Source organism: Desertivirga brevis (genome assembly GCF_017355835.1).
In genome coordinates this window covers 371,778-388,788 of the sequence record NZ_JAFEWF010000005.1, presented here as the reverse complement: position 1 = coordinate 388,788, position 17,011 = coordinate 371,778, and the positions used below count along the sequence as shown (strand labels likewise).

The 17,011-nt window shown below is 41.2% G+C and carries 9 protein-coding genes; 8 read left to right on the top strand and 1 reads right to left on the bottom strand.

Annotated elements, in window-relative coordinates; translation table 11 throughout:
• The first annotated feature begins 8 nt into the window (after positions 1-8).
• The 5 genes from mnmA to J4N25_RS14565 all read left to right on the top strand — a co-directional run bounded on the left by mnmA (position 9) and on the right by J4N25_RS14565 (position 10,427).
• The gene (gene mnmA / locus J4N25_RS14585) at positions 9-1,097 is read left to right on the top strand and encodes a tRNA 2-thiouridine(34) synthase MnmA (RefSeq protein WP_207420404.1); all 1,089 of its coding nucleotides are present in this window, start codon (positions 9-11) and stop codon (positions 1,095-1,097) included.
• A 38-nt stretch (positions 1,098-1,135) separates the two neighbouring features.
• The gene (locus J4N25_RS14580) at positions 1,136-1,810 is read left to right on the top strand and encodes a hypothetical protein (protein ID WP_207420403.1); all 675 of its coding nucleotides are present in this window, start codon (positions 1,136-1,138) and stop codon (positions 1,808-1,810) included.
• A 107-nt stretch (positions 1,811-1,917) separates the two neighbouring features.
• Positions 1,918-4,269: a type I DNA topoisomerase gene (gene topA, locus J4N25_RS14575; RefSeq protein WP_207420402.1), complete on the top strand. Its 2,352-nt coding sequence runs from the start codon at positions 1,918-1,920 to the stop codon at positions 4,267-4,269.
• 62 nt (positions 4,270-4,331) lie between these two features.
• A complete protein-coding gene (locus J4N25_RS14570; protein ID WP_207420401.1) occupies positions 4,332-4,736 on the top strand; it encodes a hypothetical protein in 405 nt (134 codons plus the stop codon).
• A gap of 1,542 nt (positions 4,737-6,278) precedes the next feature.
• Positions 6,279-10,427, top strand: a complete 4,149-nt coding sequence (locus J4N25_RS14565) for an alpha-2-macroglobulin family protein (protein ID WP_439648745.1) — start codon at positions 6,279-6,281, stop codon at positions 10,425-10,427.
• A 92-nt stretch (positions 10,428-10,519) separates the two neighbouring features.
• On the opposite strand, the gene J4N25_RS14560 is transcribed toward J4N25_RS14565, so the two are convergent.
• Positions 10,520-11,098: a hypothetical protein gene (locus tag J4N25_RS14560; protein ID WP_207420399.1), complete on the bottom strand. Its 579-nt coding sequence runs from the start codon at positions 11,096-11,098 to the stop codon at positions 10,520-10,522.
• Between the two features lie 228 nt (positions 11,099-11,326).
• On the opposite strand from J4N25_RS14560, the gene pbpC reads away from it, so the two are divergent.
• The 3 genes from pbpC to rnr all read left to right on the top strand — a co-directional run bounded on the left by pbpC (position 11,327) and on the right by rnr (position 16,730).
• Entirely contained in the window at positions 11,327-13,699 is a 2,373-nt protein-coding gene (pbpC, locus tag J4N25_RS14555) for a penicillin-binding protein 1C (protein WP_242695751.1), read from the top strand.
• 20 nt (positions 13,700-13,719) lie between these two features.
• The gene (locus tag J4N25_RS14550) at positions 13,720-14,430 is read left to right on the top strand and encodes a 3'-5' exonuclease (RefSeq protein ID WP_207420397.1); all 711 of its coding nucleotides are present in this window, start codon (positions 13,720-13,722) and stop codon (positions 14,428-14,430) included.
• A 128-nt stretch (positions 14,431-14,558) separates the two neighbouring features.
• Entirely contained in the window at positions 14,559-16,730 is a 2,172-nt protein-coding gene (gene rnr, locus J4N25_RS14545) for a ribonuclease R (RefSeq protein WP_207420396.1), read from the top strand.
• Positions 16,731-17,011 lie beyond the last annotated feature (281 nt).

The following is a 17,011-nucleotide window of genomic DNA, read 5'->3' as shown; positions in this document are numbered from 1 at the left end:
CTTATATTATGAGTAAGCACGGAAGAATTTTAGTTGCGATGAGTGGCGGAGTAGATAGCTCGGTTGCCTCAGTAATGTTACATGAGCAGGGGTATGAGGTTATCGGGTTAACCATGAAGACATGGGACTATGCATCTTCCGGGAGCTCTTCTAAAGAAACTGGATGTTGTAGTCTCGATTCCATAAACGACGCCAGATCCCTCGCTGTCTCTTATGGCTTTCCTCATTATATCCTTGATATCCGTAATGAATTCGGTGATTTCGTAATTGATAATTTCGTTGACGAGTATCTGGCAGGCAGAACGCCTAACCCTTGCGTGCTGTGTAATACTTATATCAAGTGGGAAGCCCTTTTAAAGCGTGCAGATAAACTTGATTGCGAATTTATCGCTACTGGTCACTACGCAAATATCCGTTTACAAGACAGCGGTCGCTATGTGATTTCAAAAGGTAAAGACGAAAATAAAGATCAATCTTATGTATTATGGGGCGTTTCCCAAAAAAACCTTGCCCGTACCAAATTTCCATTAGGAAGCTTTACTAAAGCTGAGATTCGGCAGATGGCATTGGATATGGGACAGGAGGAATTAGCTAAAAAAAGTGAAAGCTACGAGATCTGCTTTGTTCCCGACAATGACTATCGTTCCTTTCTCCGTCACCAGGTTCCTGATCTTGATATGAAGATAGGAAAAGGAAATTTCATACTATCTAACGGTTCTGTAGTCGGCGAGCATCAGGGATATCCGTACTATACAATTGGTCAGCGAAAAGGCCTTGGAATTGCCTTAGGACAGCCAATGTTCGTTACGAGGATCTTGCCTGAAAGTAATACGGTGATGCTTGGAACTCAGGATGAACTTAAGCAAACCACAGCTTTAGTAAGAGATGTGAATCTTATTAAATATGAAAGCATTGCTGAGTCTATTGAAGCAGTTACAAAAATTCGTTATAAAGATTCCGGTACTTTAAGCTCTATTGTTCAGGAAGGCGACGTGATGAAGGTAGATTTCCATCACGAGGTAGCTGGTATAGCACCAGGGCAATCAGCTGTATTTTATGAGGGAAATGACCTTCTTGGTGGTGGGTTTCTTTTATAGTTAAGCGGTTTTAATTATCTAGTAGTATGAACAGAATTATGGATATAACTTTTAAGCTGACTTTTTTTGGCTTTGCTATGTTCCTGATAGGCTGTTCTAAAACCGAAAATGCCGACCTTCCCGATCTGAAAAAGGAGTACTTTCCCCTCTCGCCTGGACGTAGCATTACCTACCAAGTTGATTCAGTCGCCTTTAATAAGTTTGATAATTCAGAGATGAAGTTTTCATTTCAGATTAAAGATACCCTTATAACGGAAATTGAGTCAGGAATACGGACTCATACAGTTTATATTGAACGGTATAAAAGGGAAAACCCGGCGTCGGGTTGGACTTTCCAAAAGGTAATATCACGAAATATTACAGAACTTCGAGCTGAAGAATTTGTTGATAACCAAAGGTTTGTGAGAATGGTGTTTCCTCCGTTCAAGAGCTCTATATGGAATGGAAATACATATAATAATCTTGAGAAGCAGGATTATTTCTATAAATCTGTTGATAAAAAAGACACTATTAATTCCTTGGCCTTTGACTCTGTGGCAGTAGTTGTTCAAGTAGATGAGAGTAACTTACTGAATGAACACTTTGCAGAAGAGCATTATGCAAAGCATGTTGGACTAGTTAAAAAACAGGTAAAAAGCATAGAAAAAGACTTTTATACACAGAAAACCACTCACGGCTATATTTATACTATGCAAATCTTATCTTTCAAATAATCAAGCTGTTCACTCTCCCATTTTCCGCTATCTGAACTTTTTTAAAGCAATTCAATTTTGCATTAGTTCTATTAATGACTTTATTTGCAAAAAAATGAGGGTTCTTAATGGCTAAAAATTTACTAATAGTTGAGTCTCCCGCTAAGGCAAAGACAATAGAGGGATATCTTGGAAAAGACTTCCTGGTAAAGTCAAGTTATGGCCATATACGAGATCTGGTTAAAACAGACGACGCAATAGACGTGAACAATAACTTTAATCAGAAGTATGAGGTGCCGGCTGATAAGAAATCGCTAGTAAGTGAACTTAAGAAACTGGCAAAGGAAGCAGAGACTGTTTGGCTAGCATCCGATGAGGACCGTGAGGGAGAAGCTATTTCATGGCATTTGTTCGAAACACTTGGCTTGAAAGAAGACAAGACAAAGCGCATTGTTTTCCATGAGATAACCAAACCGGCTATTTTAAAAGCTATCGAGAACCCGCGTCAAATAAATTACAATCTTGTTAATGCTCAGCAGGCAAGGCGTGTATTAGACAGATTGGTCGGTTTTGAGCTTTCTCCTGTTCTTTGGAGGAAGGTAAAGCCTTCGTTGTCAGCTGGAAGAGTTCAGTCAGTTGCAGTCAGACTTATCGTAGAAAGAGAAAGGGAAATCAATAAGTTTAAAGCAACCGCAGCCTATAAGGTTACCGCTATATTTTCAACAGGTAAACAAAAGGAGCTTTTCAGAGCCGAATTACCTGAACGTTTTGAGGAAGAAGCAGCTGCTACCAAATTCCTTGAGGACTGCAAAAAAGCAGTTTATCAAATAGCCAGTCTCGAAACAAGACCGACAAAGAGAAGTCCAGCCCCTCCTTTCACAACATCAACTTTACAGCAGGAGGCAAGCAGAAAGTTAGGTTATTCGGTATCGAGGACGATGTCTATTGCTCAGAAGCTTTATGAACACGGGCATATCACTTATATGCGTACAGATTCAGTGAATTTATCTGATACGGCGCTAAACGCTGCTTCTGCCGAAATTAATTCGGCTTACGGCAGTAAGTATCATCAATTAAGAAAATTCAAGACTAAGGCTGCCGGAGCGCAAGAAGCTCACGAGGCCATTCGTCCAACCTATTTCGAGCAGCATACCATCGAGGGGGACGCTTCAGAAAAACGTCTTTACGACCTTATCTGGAAACGCGCTATTGCCTCTCAGATGAGCGAAGCGCAATTTGAAAAAACAACGGCGAAGATTACGATCACAGGTCGTACCGAGAATTTTGTCGCAAACGGTGAGGTGATGAAATTCGATGGGTTCCTTAAGGTCTATATGGAATCAACAGATGAGGAAACTGAAGCTAGTGTCGATGAGGATAATGCTAATGCTATCCTTCCACCTCTTGCACAAGGACAAACTTTAACTGCACAGGAAATTAAAGCTACTGAGCGCTTTTCCCGTCCCCCTGCAAGGTATACTGAAGCTAGTCTTGTGAAAAAACTAGAAGAGTTAGGCATCGGCCGTCCTTCAACATACGCCCCAACTATTTCTACTGTTCAAAACCGCGGCTACGTAGTAAAGGAAGAACGGGAAGGTAAACAGAGACAGTTTAACCAGCTTACCCTAGTGAGTGGGGAATTGAAAAAAGAGGTGAAAACTGAAACGACAGGAGCTGAAAAAGGCAAGCTCTTTCCTACAGATATTGGTGCAGTTGTGAATGATTTTTTAGTTCAATATTTTAAAGGTATTGTAGATTATCATTTCACCGCCTCTGTTGAGAAACAATTCGACGAGATTGCTCATGGCCTGAAAGAATGGACTGAAATGCTTAAGTCTTTTTACAGTCCTTTCCACCAGGAGGTAGAAACAACTATTCAAACTGCGGAGAAGGCTCGTGGAGAACGTGATCTTGGTGTTGATCCTGAATCCGGAAAAAGAGTGTCGGTACGTATTGGTCGGTTCGGTCCTTTTGTTCAGATTGGAGACACTCCAGAGAACGAGGGAGAAGAGAAACCAAGGTTTGCGAGCCTGAGGTCAGGTCAGATGATCGAAACCATCAGCTTAGAAGAAGCTCTTGAACTATTCAAGCTACCAAAGAAGGTTGGTTCTTACGAAGATAAAGATATGACGGTGGCAATTGGTCGCTTTGGGCCCTACATACGCCATAACAGTGCTTTTTATTCGTTACCCAAAGGGCTTGATCCTCATGACGTAACGGAAGAGCAAGCTATAGAAATCATAGAAGATAAACGTAAGAAGGATTCTGAAAAATTGATTAAAGTATTTGAGGAAAATCCAGAGGTAAAAATATTAAATGGCAGATGGGGTCCCTATATTGAATTCGGAAAACAGAATGTCAAAATTCCTAAAGGCAAGGAACCAAAGGACCTGACATTCGAAGAAGTTAAGGCCTTAGCAGAAGCAGCAGAAAAAGAGCCTAAGAAAGGTGGTAAGAAGTTTGCTGCTAAGAAGAAGTAGTTGATAAATATAGAGCCGGGAGCTGTTGTCTTGCGGTAATGCCCGGCTCAAATGATATAAAAATGAAAAAAGACATTCCTGTAAAGATAGTAGAAGACGTAGCGATCGCAGTTGTTCTTGAACGAGAAACCCCGGAAGCAAAAGTGTGGAATGTCTATCTGGTAAATCTTAAAAATGAACCTATTGAAACCGTCCTGGTAAGCTCTAAAGGGTATGGGGTTAAAAATGGAGAGGACGTCAAAACCTCCATACTTCGGCACTCCATCGGAACTGTAGGAGGTCAGGATTTTGCGAAGATAGAGGCTATCGACGAGCAGGTTTTTGGTTTAACTAATGAATATTGGCTTAGCTTTTATATCAATGGCCACATCTACGACAAGAAATTTATCTTTCTCCCCGAAAGCATTGTTGAATCAAATTTAATACGGATTCCGGTTGTAAATAAACCAGGAGTTATGATCGGCTAAGATTTGTAAAAATATTTTTTGTAGCTGTAATTTATTGCTTAAATAATTATTACTTTCCGTGGATAAACCTTACATATGGTTCCCGGAAATACTTCATTTTTCAGAAACAGGCAGAATTTTCTTATCCTAATCCTGTTCATCCTGGCAGCGGTAGCTATCCTAAGTCGCCAGAAACATTCAAGAAAGCTTAGCGAAAGTAATTACGAATTATTCACGGGTTTTGTGGACAGTTACACAACCGGAATTATCTCAAGGCAAAGTCCTATAACCATTCATCTTGCTTCAGATCTTCAAACCTTTCATGGTCAGAATGAGGAGATAAAAGAAGAATTGTTCCATTTCTCACCGAAGATAAAGGGCAAAGCTTACTGGAAGGACTCCCGGACTATTGAGTTCAGACCAGAGGGAGCTTTAGAACCGGATAAAGAGTATTCTGCTTCATTCAAGCTTTCAAACATTATGGAAGTTTCGGAAAAAGTTGGGGAGTTCAATTTCGATTTTCAAACCATCAAGCCTGATTTTGCTATTGAAATAGATGGGCTCCGCTCCTCCTCAAGTAACTCTTCAGAGAAGATGAAGTTGAAGGGAACAATCACTACCGCTGATGTTGAAGAAAGCACTGCTGTTGAAAAGATCATCGAGGTCAGTTACGATAAGGATATTAATATTACCTGGGAACATAATCAGGAAAGTAAGCTTCACACCTTCACCATTAACAACCTAAAACGTTATAAAACTGAGAAAGAATTAAGCATCAATTATAGTGGAGCCGCGATTCAGGTTGAGGGAAAAGGAACAGAATCGGCAACTGTACCAGCTTACAACGATTTTAAGGTACTGGATGTAAAAACTGTTCAGGACAAGGAGCAATATATATCAGTACGCTTTTCAGATCCTATACGCATTGGTCAGGAACTAACAGGCTTATTGGGATTGAGCAATATGTCCATGCCAGCTTATACAATCAATGGCAGTGAGGTTAAGTTATACCCTGTAGAAAAACTCGACGGGAATTATACGGTTTTTGTTAACGAAGGTATTGAGAATTTCCAGGGAAGAAAGCTGCCGAGATCGTTCTCAGGGAACATTGTCTTTCAGAATGTTGAACCTTCTGTAAGTATCCCGGGGAAAGGTGTTATCCTGCCTCATTCGGGAAAACTAATGATGCCATTTGAAGCAGTTAACCTTAACGCTGTAGATGTTACCATTATTAAGATCTACGGGAACAATATTCCTCAATATCTCCAGAATAATGATTTCAATGGCGAGAGTCAGCTTAGGCAAGTCGCCAGGCCTGTTAAGCAAACCACTATTCGTTTAGACCAGGATAAAAGTGTCAACCTTCATAAGAAAACAAGATTTATGCTGGATATAGACAAACTGGTAAGGACAGAGCCAGGGGCCATATATCGCATTATGATAGGTTATCGCCCCGATTACAGCATTTATACTTGCAAGGCCGGAAGTGAGCAGTCGTCTGGTGAAGAATCTGAGGACGAAGAATACGGCGAAGACGAAGAGTATAGTGCCAGCGGACAGGGAATTGATGAGGATGACGAATTCTGGAGTAGGTACGATAATTATTATCCTTATGGATATAACTGGGATGAAAGGAACAACCCCTGCAATAAATCTTATTACAATAAAGAGCGTTGGGCTTCAAGAAATGTCCTTGCTTCCAATATCGGCTTGATTGCCAAGCAGGGTGGCAATAACCAGATATCCATAGCTGTCACAAATATTCTTTCTGCTGAGCCAATGGCTGATGTTGAGCTCGAGTTGATGGATTATCAGCACCAGATTATCGGCAAGGCTACATCCGGGAACGACGGTCTTGTAGATATACAGCTAAAAAGAAAGCCTTATTTGCTTGTTGCAAAAAAGGGAGAAGAACGCGCCTATCTGAAACTTGACGATGGCAGCTCCCTTCCCCTTAGTCGTTTTAATATAGGAGGAGAACAAGTACAGAAAGGTCTGAAAGGGTTTCTTTATGGTGAACGCGGCGTTTGGCGACCTGGAGATTCTTTGTATCTCACATTTATTCTGGATGATAAAGAGAACAAACTTCCTGCAGGCTACCCTGTCGAACTGGAGCTCTATACACCTCAAGGACAATTATATAAGAAACAAAGTCAAAATAAGTCCGTGAACGGCTTTTACACCTTCAAAACTGCAACTGAAACGTCCTCTCCCACCGGAAATTGGACCGCAAAAGTTAAAGCCGGAGGGGCGCTCTTTGAGAAACGGTTAAGAATTGAAACGATCATGCCGAATCGTCTTAAGATCAATCTTTCCTTTGATCAGAAGAACTCCCTTACTAAAGGTGAAGACGTCAGCGGGCAATTGAAGGCGGAATGGCTCTTTGGCGGTGCTGGCCGAAATCTAAGTGCAAAAGTAGACGCATTTGTTTCAGCAGCACATACCCAATTCAGCGCGTTTGAAGGATTTATCTTTGATGATCCAATCCGAACATTCAGCTCTCAGACGCAGTCTGTATTTGACGGAAAACTTGATGAAAACGGAGTAGCACTGCTAAATGCAGACATAAATATTGAAGAGCAGGCTCCGGGAAGGTTAGATGCCAGCTTCCTTGTTAAAGTGTTTGAACCTGGTGGTAATTTCAGCATCAACCAGGTAACCTTACCCTACAACGTTTATAATAGCTACGTCGGCATTAAATTGCCTGAAGGTACAGGTTACAACGGAATGTTAACTACAGACAAAAACCATCTCGTTGATATTGTAAGTGTCGATACGAAAGGGCGCCTTCAATCCGGTGTGCAGGAAGTTGAGGTCGAGCTTTATAAGATGAAATGGGCCTGGTGGTGGGACGAGGATGAGAGCTCCGTTAGCAATTTCACCCAGGATGAGTATAATAAATTAGTTTCCACAAGCACTGTAACGTTGAATAATGGCCGGGGAAGTTGGAATCTCAGAATTAATCAGCCTGATTGGGGTCGCTTCCTTGTAAGGGTAAGAGATGCCAGAACAGGTCATACCACTGGTAAGATTGTTTATATTGATTGGCCTAACTGGACAGAAAGGATGCAGAACGACAATCCTACAGAAGCTTCAATGTTATCCTTCACATCAAACAAATCAAAATATAAGGCCGGAGAACAAGTTAAACTCACCATTCCATCAGGAAATGCAGGCAGAGGACTGGTTAGTATAGAGAACGGTAGCCGCGTCATCAGGCGCTTTTGGTTCGAAGCTAAAAAGGGACAAACCCAGGTAAGATTCAAAGCTGAAGCAGAAATGACTCCCAATGTCTTTGTGAACGTCACTCTGCTTCAACCGCATTCCCAAACTTTAAACGATCTTCCGATAAGGATGTATGGAGTAATTCCCATTGAGGTTGAGGATCCCAATACTATCCTTAAACCTACAATCAGAATGCCTGAGGAAATAAGACCTGAGTCAAATGCCTCAGTTACCGTGTCTGAAGCTTCCGGTAAGCCCATGACTTACACTATTGCCATTGTAGATGAAGGCCTCCTGGATATTACCAACTTCCCTACCCCCAACCCTCATGCTAGTTTTTACGCCCGCGAAGGTTTAGGCGTCAAAACCTGGGATCTTTTCGATTATGTGATAGGTGCTTATGGAGGCGAACTTCAACGCATCCTAAGTATTGGAGGAGACCGGCAGTCAGGGAAAGGTGGTAAGAACCCTTCAGCAAATCGGTTCAAACCTGTAGTCAAGTTTCTAGGGCCCTTTCAGTCTGATGGCGGGTCAAAAACGCATTCGTTCAAACTCCCACAGTACGTTGGCTCAGTAAGGGTAATGGTTATTGCCGGTAATAAGGGAGCTTACGGTTTTGCAGAAAAAGCCGTAAAGGTGAAGAAACCTTTGATGGTGCTTGCTACACTTCCAAGGGTATTATCTCCTGGTGAGCAGTTCAAATTACCAATCTCGGTCTTCTCTATGAGTAACGCTGTAAAGCAAGTTTCGGTAGAGGTACAATCGAAGGCTTTCAATTTCCTCACAGGGAACAAAAGGGTAATAAGTTTTCAAAAACAGGGTGATCAGCTTCTGTACATGGATCTCGGAACAAAGAACGTAGCGGGTATAGCAAAGATCAAGGTTGTAGCCAGAAGCGGAAAAGAAACCGCATCTTATGATGTAGAGATAGATGTACGAAATCCAAATCCTGTAATCACAAGGGTAATTGAGAAAACACTGGAGCCTGGCAGTTCGATAAGTATCCCTTTTGCTCCTTTTGGTACAGCTGGCACTAATAAGGCAACCTTGGAAGTCTCTTCCATTGCGCCGATGAACTTAGACAAGAGACTGAGCTACCTGATCCAATATCCTCATGGTTGCGCAGAACAGGTAACTTCTGAAGCTTTTCCTCAATTGCACTTATCGAAGTTATTGAAGTTGTCAGACAAGAAGAAAGCACAAACTGAGTATAATATTAAGGCTGCAATAGGAAGATTAAATGGCTTCCAAACCTCAGACGGCGGAATTGCCTACTGGCCGGGATCAGAGGAGGCTGACGAATGGTGTTCCAATTATGCAGGGCATTTTTTAATTGAAGCTGAAGCGAATGGGTATATTTTGCCTTCCGGATTTATGAATCAATGGAAAAAATTCCAGAAAAACAAAGCCGTATCATGGACGCCGTCTACATTGAACTTCTATGGTGGGGATTTGGTTCAGGCTTACCGTCTCTACCTTCTTGCTCTTTCAAAATCTGCCGAGTTGGGAGCAATGAACCGCTTGAAAGAATTTAAATATTTATCTGTGCAAGCAAAATGGCAATTGGCTGCTGCCTACCGCCTGGCTGGTCACACAGAAGTTGCAACTCAATTGATAAGAGGTTTGACAATGTCAGTAAAACCCTATCGGCAGTCCTTTGGCACCTTCGGCTCCGATATAAGAGATCAGGCCATGATATTAGAAACCCTGGTTCTAATGGGAAGAAATAAGGAAGCCTATTCCCTTGCCAGAACCATTGCTTTTCGCTTGTCTCAGCAAGAGTGGTATAGCACCCAATCAACGGCTTATGCTCTCATCTCCCTTGCCCGGTACTGTGGGGCGAATGCTGCTGGAAATAAATTACAATTTGCCTATTCTATAAATAATACAAAAGGTGTCGTAAATGAAACTTCATATGTATGGTCTCAGCCAACAGTTATTACCTCTGGCAACAAAGCGAGCATCTCAAACAAAGGAAAAGGACGACTCTTCATCCGTATTATTCAACAGGGTAAGCCTGCTATAGGGCAAGAGCAGTTTGCACAGAACGATGATGATGTTCTTTCTATGAGGGTGAACTACTTCACGATGAATGGCCAGTTGCTGGATCCCGCCACGCTTACTCAGGGCACCGATTTTATGGCTCAGGTCAATATTACAAATCCAGGTAAACTAGGCCGCTACGATAACCTGGCATTAACTCAACTGTTCCCTTCAGGATGGGAGATCATCAATACCAGGTTATTAAATACTGAAGAAAGTTTTAAAGCAGCTAATTATGACTACAAGGATATCCGGGATGATAGGGTCAATACGTATTTTAGCTTGCAGGAAGGAAAAGAGGCTACGTTCTTTGTTTTATTAAATGCGTCGTATATAGGCAGATTCTATCTTCCTGCCACCTACTGCGAGGCCATGTATAACTCTTCTGTTTCGGCTGTAAGTCCTGGCCGTTGGGTACAGGTAGTTAATAATCAGCTGAAATGAAAAAAGGAATAGGCTGACGCCTATTCCTTCTGAAAGCCCTGGGGTTAACAGGGCTTTCTCGCATAAGAGACTGGTTTAGTTTAGCCCGCTTTTTATCCTTTATGATGCCTTGTTAGTGTTTTGGAAATTCCAATCCCTACCATCCAGGTATCAGCTGTATTAAATTTGTGATCGTATACTATCTCTGCCCCTAGTTGCCATGAACCTTTCAGGTGAAATTCATATTCAGCCCCTGCTGAGGTGATGAAGAAGTTTTCGTGATGAGCAATTTCATCTCCAAACCCGAATAATAAACCTAGATGTTTGTGGGTATGGTAGGTGCCTATAATTTTTGAAGCTACGGGTCTCTCTGTTTCAGCGCTTTTGCTTTCTCCAGCTTGTTCCTCTAACTCAATATCGTGCATTGGAATGTCGTTGTGCATTCCCAACGACCAGCGAGAGTTAAACATGTAATCGTAATTCAAGGCGTAAGCTGGAACAAAAGTACTATGTATCTCATTACTCTTCCCTTCATTAAAATATAGCTCAGCTAGAGAAAATGTAAACCGGTGCATGCCCTTTTCTCCCGATTCGTGAACTTTGAACTCAGACTGACTTTTTCCTGCAAATGCAAAAAATACAAGACCGGCTACCAATAAACTCTTTTTGTTGAATAAACGTTTAATATTCATTTAACCAGATTTAACATCGGGCAAATTAAAAGTTGTGTGATTTTTAAAAGATGATCCTCGTCAACTTTAAACGGATTCTTATCATTATAATAATTGACCGTAGTCGAGTTTCAAACTCAGTTACATGATCTGCTGAATACCTAAAGGTTAATTCATTTAGGAATACTATATTTAGTCCTTCCATATCAACACTTGGGCATGTTTACTCGCAAGTCGTTTAAATTGCATTTGAAATTTAAGGAATTCTTATTAAGGAAAAGCTTTCTGGCCGGCCTGTTTATTGCGCTCCTTGTTAGTTTCTGGTTTTCTGTTCCCGATCCACTTTTTAAAACTCCCACTTCCTTTGTTATTGAAAGTGCAGAGGGCGAATTACTTAATGCATCCATTGCTGCTGATGGACAGTGGAGGTTTCCTGCATCTTATAAAGTGCCAGAGAAGTTTCAAAAATGCATCGTCGCCTTTGAAGATAAAAGCTTTTATCAACATATTGGCATCAATCCTCTTTCCATTGCAAGGGCACTAAAACAGAATTTTAAAAGAAAAAAAATTGTCAGCGGTGCAAGTACGCTCGATATGCAGCTAATTAGGCTTGCTACAAGATATAAGAGAAATTTTTTTAACAAATTACTGGAAGCCATAAAAGCGGTTAGACTTAATATTAGGTATAGCAAGGATGAAATTCTCAGTCTTTACGCCGCAAATGCTCCTTTTGGGTCAAATGTAGTAGGATTGGAAGCAGCCTCTTGGAGATATTTTGGAAGAGAACCGTCAAAGCTATCCTGGGGAGAAATGGCATCTTTAGCTGTATTACCTAATGCTCCTTCGCTAGTTCACCCAGGAAAGAACAGAAGCAGACTCCTGAACAAAAGGAACAGATTAATTGATATCCTCGTTTCGGAGAAGGTTCTAAGCCAGATTGAGGGAAATCTAGCCAAATCTGAGCCCTTACCAAATAAACCTTTTGCACTGCCCGCATTAAGTCCTCATCTGATCAATTTGGCAAAAAGTGATTATAAACGAGGCAAAGTAAGCACAACACGGATAAGAACATCTGTAAAGAGTACTTTACAAAGACAGGTGGCCGGTATTCTCGATATGCATCATAAAAGGTTGATGGCGAACCAAGTAAATAATTGTGCAGCCTTAGTAATTGATGTGGAGAGTGGATCAGTCCTTGCCTATATTGGAAATATTTATCAACCTAAGGAAGCTGAAATTGAAAGTCATGTAGATGTTATCCAAGCTCGAAGAAGTCCTGGCAGTACACTGAAACCCTTTCTGTATGCTGCCATGCTCAATGAAGGTATGATCCTGCCTAATAGTCTGGTACCGGATATTCCTACCCAGATTGCTGGCTACCAACCCAATAACTATGATTTGGGTTATGATGGTGCAGTACCGGCATCTAGGGCGCTCGCCCGCTCCTTGAATGTTCCTGCAGTACGCATGTTACAGCAGTACAGATACGAGCGTTTTCACAATTTTTTAAAAAATTTAGGGATAACCTCGCTACATCAACCGCCTGATTTTTACGGATTATCTCTTATTCTTGGTGGCTGTGAAGTTTCCATGTGGGAGCTTTGCGGGATTTATGCAAGTATGGCCCGGGTGCTAAATCATTACAATTATAACGGTAAGTATAATAGCTCCGACTGGCGTTCACCCTCCTACCATGGTTTAAAAAAAACATTGCAAGATGAAAGTAGCACTATGTTGAATGCAGCATCAATTTATTATACCTTCCAGGCTATGAATGAAGTAATGCGCCCAGGCGAAGAGCTTTTATGGAAGCAATTCGCAGGATCGCAGCAAATTGCATGGAAAACGGGAACGAGCTTTGGCTTCAGGGATGCATGGGCTGTGGGGGTAACACCTAAGTATGTAGTAACAGTATGGGCAGGAAATACAGATGGAGAAGGCAGGCCCGGTTTAACAGGTATTGACGCAGCAGGCCCCGTTCTCTTTGATATTTTCCGATTATTGCCAGCTCCTCAAAATGGTTGGTTCGCCTCTCCCTCTCATGATATGAAGACATTTCAGGTATGCGAAGAAAGTGGGTTTAAAGCGTCGACGTTATGTACAAATACTCAACTTATCCGATTACCGCCAGCCGCCATGCGTGCTCCTGTTTGTAACTTCCACCAAACCGTTCATCTTGACCTTACGGGGCATTATCAGGTAAATTCGGAGTGCGAGTCGCCTTCTAACATGATTCATCGCTCCTGGTTTGTTCTTCCTCCAGTCATGGAGTATTATTATAAAACTAAGAATTACACGTACAAAGCCTTACCACCATTTAGAGAGGGCTGCAATGCAACAGAGATAGCAAATATGGAGTTGATCTATCCGAAGAACAACGCGAGAGTATATATCCCCAAGGGAATTGATGGAAAGCAGCAACAGGTGATCTTCCAGGTTGCCCACCGTAAATCAGGAAAAAAAGTATATTGGCATCTCGATAATACTTTTCTTGGGCTTACGCGGGACCTTCATCAGATGGCTTTGCTGCCGGCACCAGGGAAACACATTATAACATTGGTTGACGAGGAAGGCCTTCGTTTGCAGCAAACATTTACGGTACTAGCTAAGGAAGAACTTTAAAACAATTACTATATTGCCGGATGCTCGAAAACTTAGATCTTCAGCAAGTCATGGTCCTCGACATTGAAACTGTGCCACAATATGCTTCATTTGAGGAAGTTCCTAGCGTATTTAAAGAATTATGGGAGCTGAAAACAAGGTCAGCGCGCAAAGATGGAGAAACGCCTGATGAATATTATCCACGCGCGGGCATCATGGCTGAATTCGGCAAGATCGTATGTATTTCCGTAGGGATTTTTACTAAACACAATGAACAGGTAGGTTTACGCGTTAAATCATTTGCTGGGGACAATGAGTGCAACCTACTTTCTGAATTTATCTCCCTGTTAGACAAGCAGCCCGCTAATTTTACCCTATGCGCCCATAATGGCAAAGAGTTCGATTTTCCGTATTTATGCCGGCGCACATTGATCAACCAACTTTGTATTCCGTCTCAACTTAGAATTAGTGGTAAAAAGCCATGGGAGATTAATCATCTGGATACTATGGATCTTTGGAAGTTTGGTGATTATAAGAATTATACCTCTTTAAATCTTCTAGCTGCAGTTTTTAATATACCAACCCCTAAAGACGATATTAATGGCAGTGATGTCCATTGGGTATACTGGAAGGAAAAAGACATAGAGCGTATTAAAACCTATTGCCAAAAAGATGTGATCACTACCGCTCAACTATTACTAAGATTTAAAAGCCTTTCCTTAATGAATGATAATAATATAGTGATAGTTTGAAGTTTAAGGTTGCAAATCAATTATCAAGACGGAAAAAAGAACGATTTTATTCGAATCTTGTTATTCCAAAAGGTGAAGCAATTCACGCATAAATATTATAAAAGTAGGCACGGCCCCAATTCGATACAATGGCAAAAAAGAAAACAGCACATATTATACAAGTTTTTTCTCAGCTTATAAGCTCTATATTTGAGAAAAACGGCAATAAGCCTTTAAACTACAAACAAGTAGCATCAAAGTTAAACCTTAATGACTCCGAGTCCCGGGAAATCATTAAAGATGTTTTGAAAGACGAGAGCAAACACGGCTTATTTAAGGAAGTAGAGCTTGGTAAATACCAACTGAAGGAGTTGAAGACTTTCCTTACCGGAATTGTTTCCATGACAAGCGATGGATCGGCCTTTATCGTGCCTGAAGATGAATTCGAAAACGACATTTACATAGCCCCTCGTAAAGTAAAGACGGCATTAAATGGAGACCGTGTAAAGATCTACGTTTTTGCAAAGAGCAACGGAAAGCGTAAAGAGGGTGAAGTTGTTGAGATTCTGGAACGGGCAAAGATGGAGTTCACAGGGATAGTTAAAGTATCAGAGAACTTCGCTTTCTTTATCCCTGACGATAAGAAAATGCTAAGGGATATCTTTATTCCTCTTGAGGAGCTTAATGGCGCAAAGCATGGTGAAAAAGCTATAGCAAAAATCACAGATTGGCCCGAAGAAGCAAAAAATCCTATTGGCACCATTACCCGCATTCTCGGAGTTCAAGGTGAGAATAATACCGAGATGAATGCAATTCTTGCTGAATACGGTTTCCCGCTTCAGTTCCCTGATGAAGTGGAAGATGAAGCAAATCAAATCCCGGATGAAATTACGGCTGAAGAGATTGCTAAACGGAAAGACTTCCGTGAGATATTAACCTTTACAATCGATCCGGTTGATGCTAAGGATTTTGATGATGCTATTTCCTTCCAATATTTGGATAACGGAAACTACGAGATCGGAGTGCATATTGCGGATGTGTCGCATTATGTATTACCTGATTCTCCATTGGATAAGGAAGCATTCGAACGTGGTACATCTGTTTACCTGGTGGACAGAGTGATTCCAATGCTTCCTGAAAGGCTTTCAAATGGGGTTTGTTCTTTACGACCCAAGGAAGATAAGCTTTGTTTCTCTGCTGTCTTTGAGCTGGATAAAGATGCTAATATCATTTCAGAGTGGTTTGGAAAGACGATTATTCATTCTGACAGGCGTTTCAGTTATGAAGAAGCGCAGGAAGTGATTGAAGGTAACTCAAAGGAGTATTCAGAAGAAATTCTGATCTTGAATGACCTGGCTTATAAGCTAAGAGACAGGAAGTTTAAACATGGCGCCATTAGTTTTGAAACTTCTGAAGTTAAGTTTAAACTTGATGAAAATGGCAAGCCTGTTGGAGTTTACGTTAAAGAGCGCAAAGACGCGCATAAGCTAATCGAAGACTTTATGCTGCTGGCCAACAGAAAAGTGGCAGAGTTCATTGCGAAAAAAGGAAAAGGTAAAAATAAATTAACCTATGTTTATCGTTCTCACGACGCTCCAAATGAACAAACCCTTCTTAGTTTTGCAGCTTTTGCTTCTAAGTTCGGCTACAAGATCAACACAAAATCAGATAAAGAGATTGCACGTTCGCTGAACCACTTGATGGAAGATGTGGAAGGAAAGAAGGAACAGAATGTTCTTACATCGCTTGCTATCCGTTCCATGGCTAAAGCCATTTATACAACTAAAAAGTCAAGTCACTACGGTCTGGCCTTTGATTTCTATACCCACTTTACTTCTCCTATAAGGCGTTATCCGGATGTAATGTCTCATCGACTTTTAGAACATTATTTGGCGGGAGGACAAAACGTGAATGCTGAGCACTACGAAAAGCTCTGCCTTCATGCTTCCCAAATGGAGAAGAAAGCTGCCGATGCTGAAAGGGCATCGGTGAAGTACAAGCAGGCCGAATACCTGGAAGAGAATATCGGACGAGAGTACAATGGAATTATTTCGGGAGTAACCGAATGGGGTATGTATGTAGAGATCATCGAAAATAAGTGCGAGGGAATGATTCGACTCCGGGACATTTCAGATGACTTTTATGTACTGGACGAGAAGAATTATTGTATCATTGGCCAGCGTAAAAAGAAGAAATACCAATTAGGCGACGAGGTAAAGATCCTGGTTAAAAAGGTAGATCTGGCTAAAAGACAGATTGACTTCACGCTAATCCAGGACAAACTTAAAAACGAATGGGATTTTAAATCGGAGGACGCCTAGTATTTAAAAGCTAAAATTTAGAGGGTCATGCTAAGATAGCAGGGCCTTTTTCCTTTTAGGCCCTTTCCTCCTACTTGGATGCTATAGAAACTTTAATGCTATAGAAACTTTAATGAGACGACGTCTAAATTAAGGAATGAAGGTAGCCCAGCTTTTAGCGATCAGAAATTAAATGAACTTTCAAAAAAAAATAGCCTGCTGTATGGGACAGCAGACTTAACCTAAACCTTATCACAATTATTTGTTCAGCAAATATAGAGTTTTTTTAATAATCATATCAT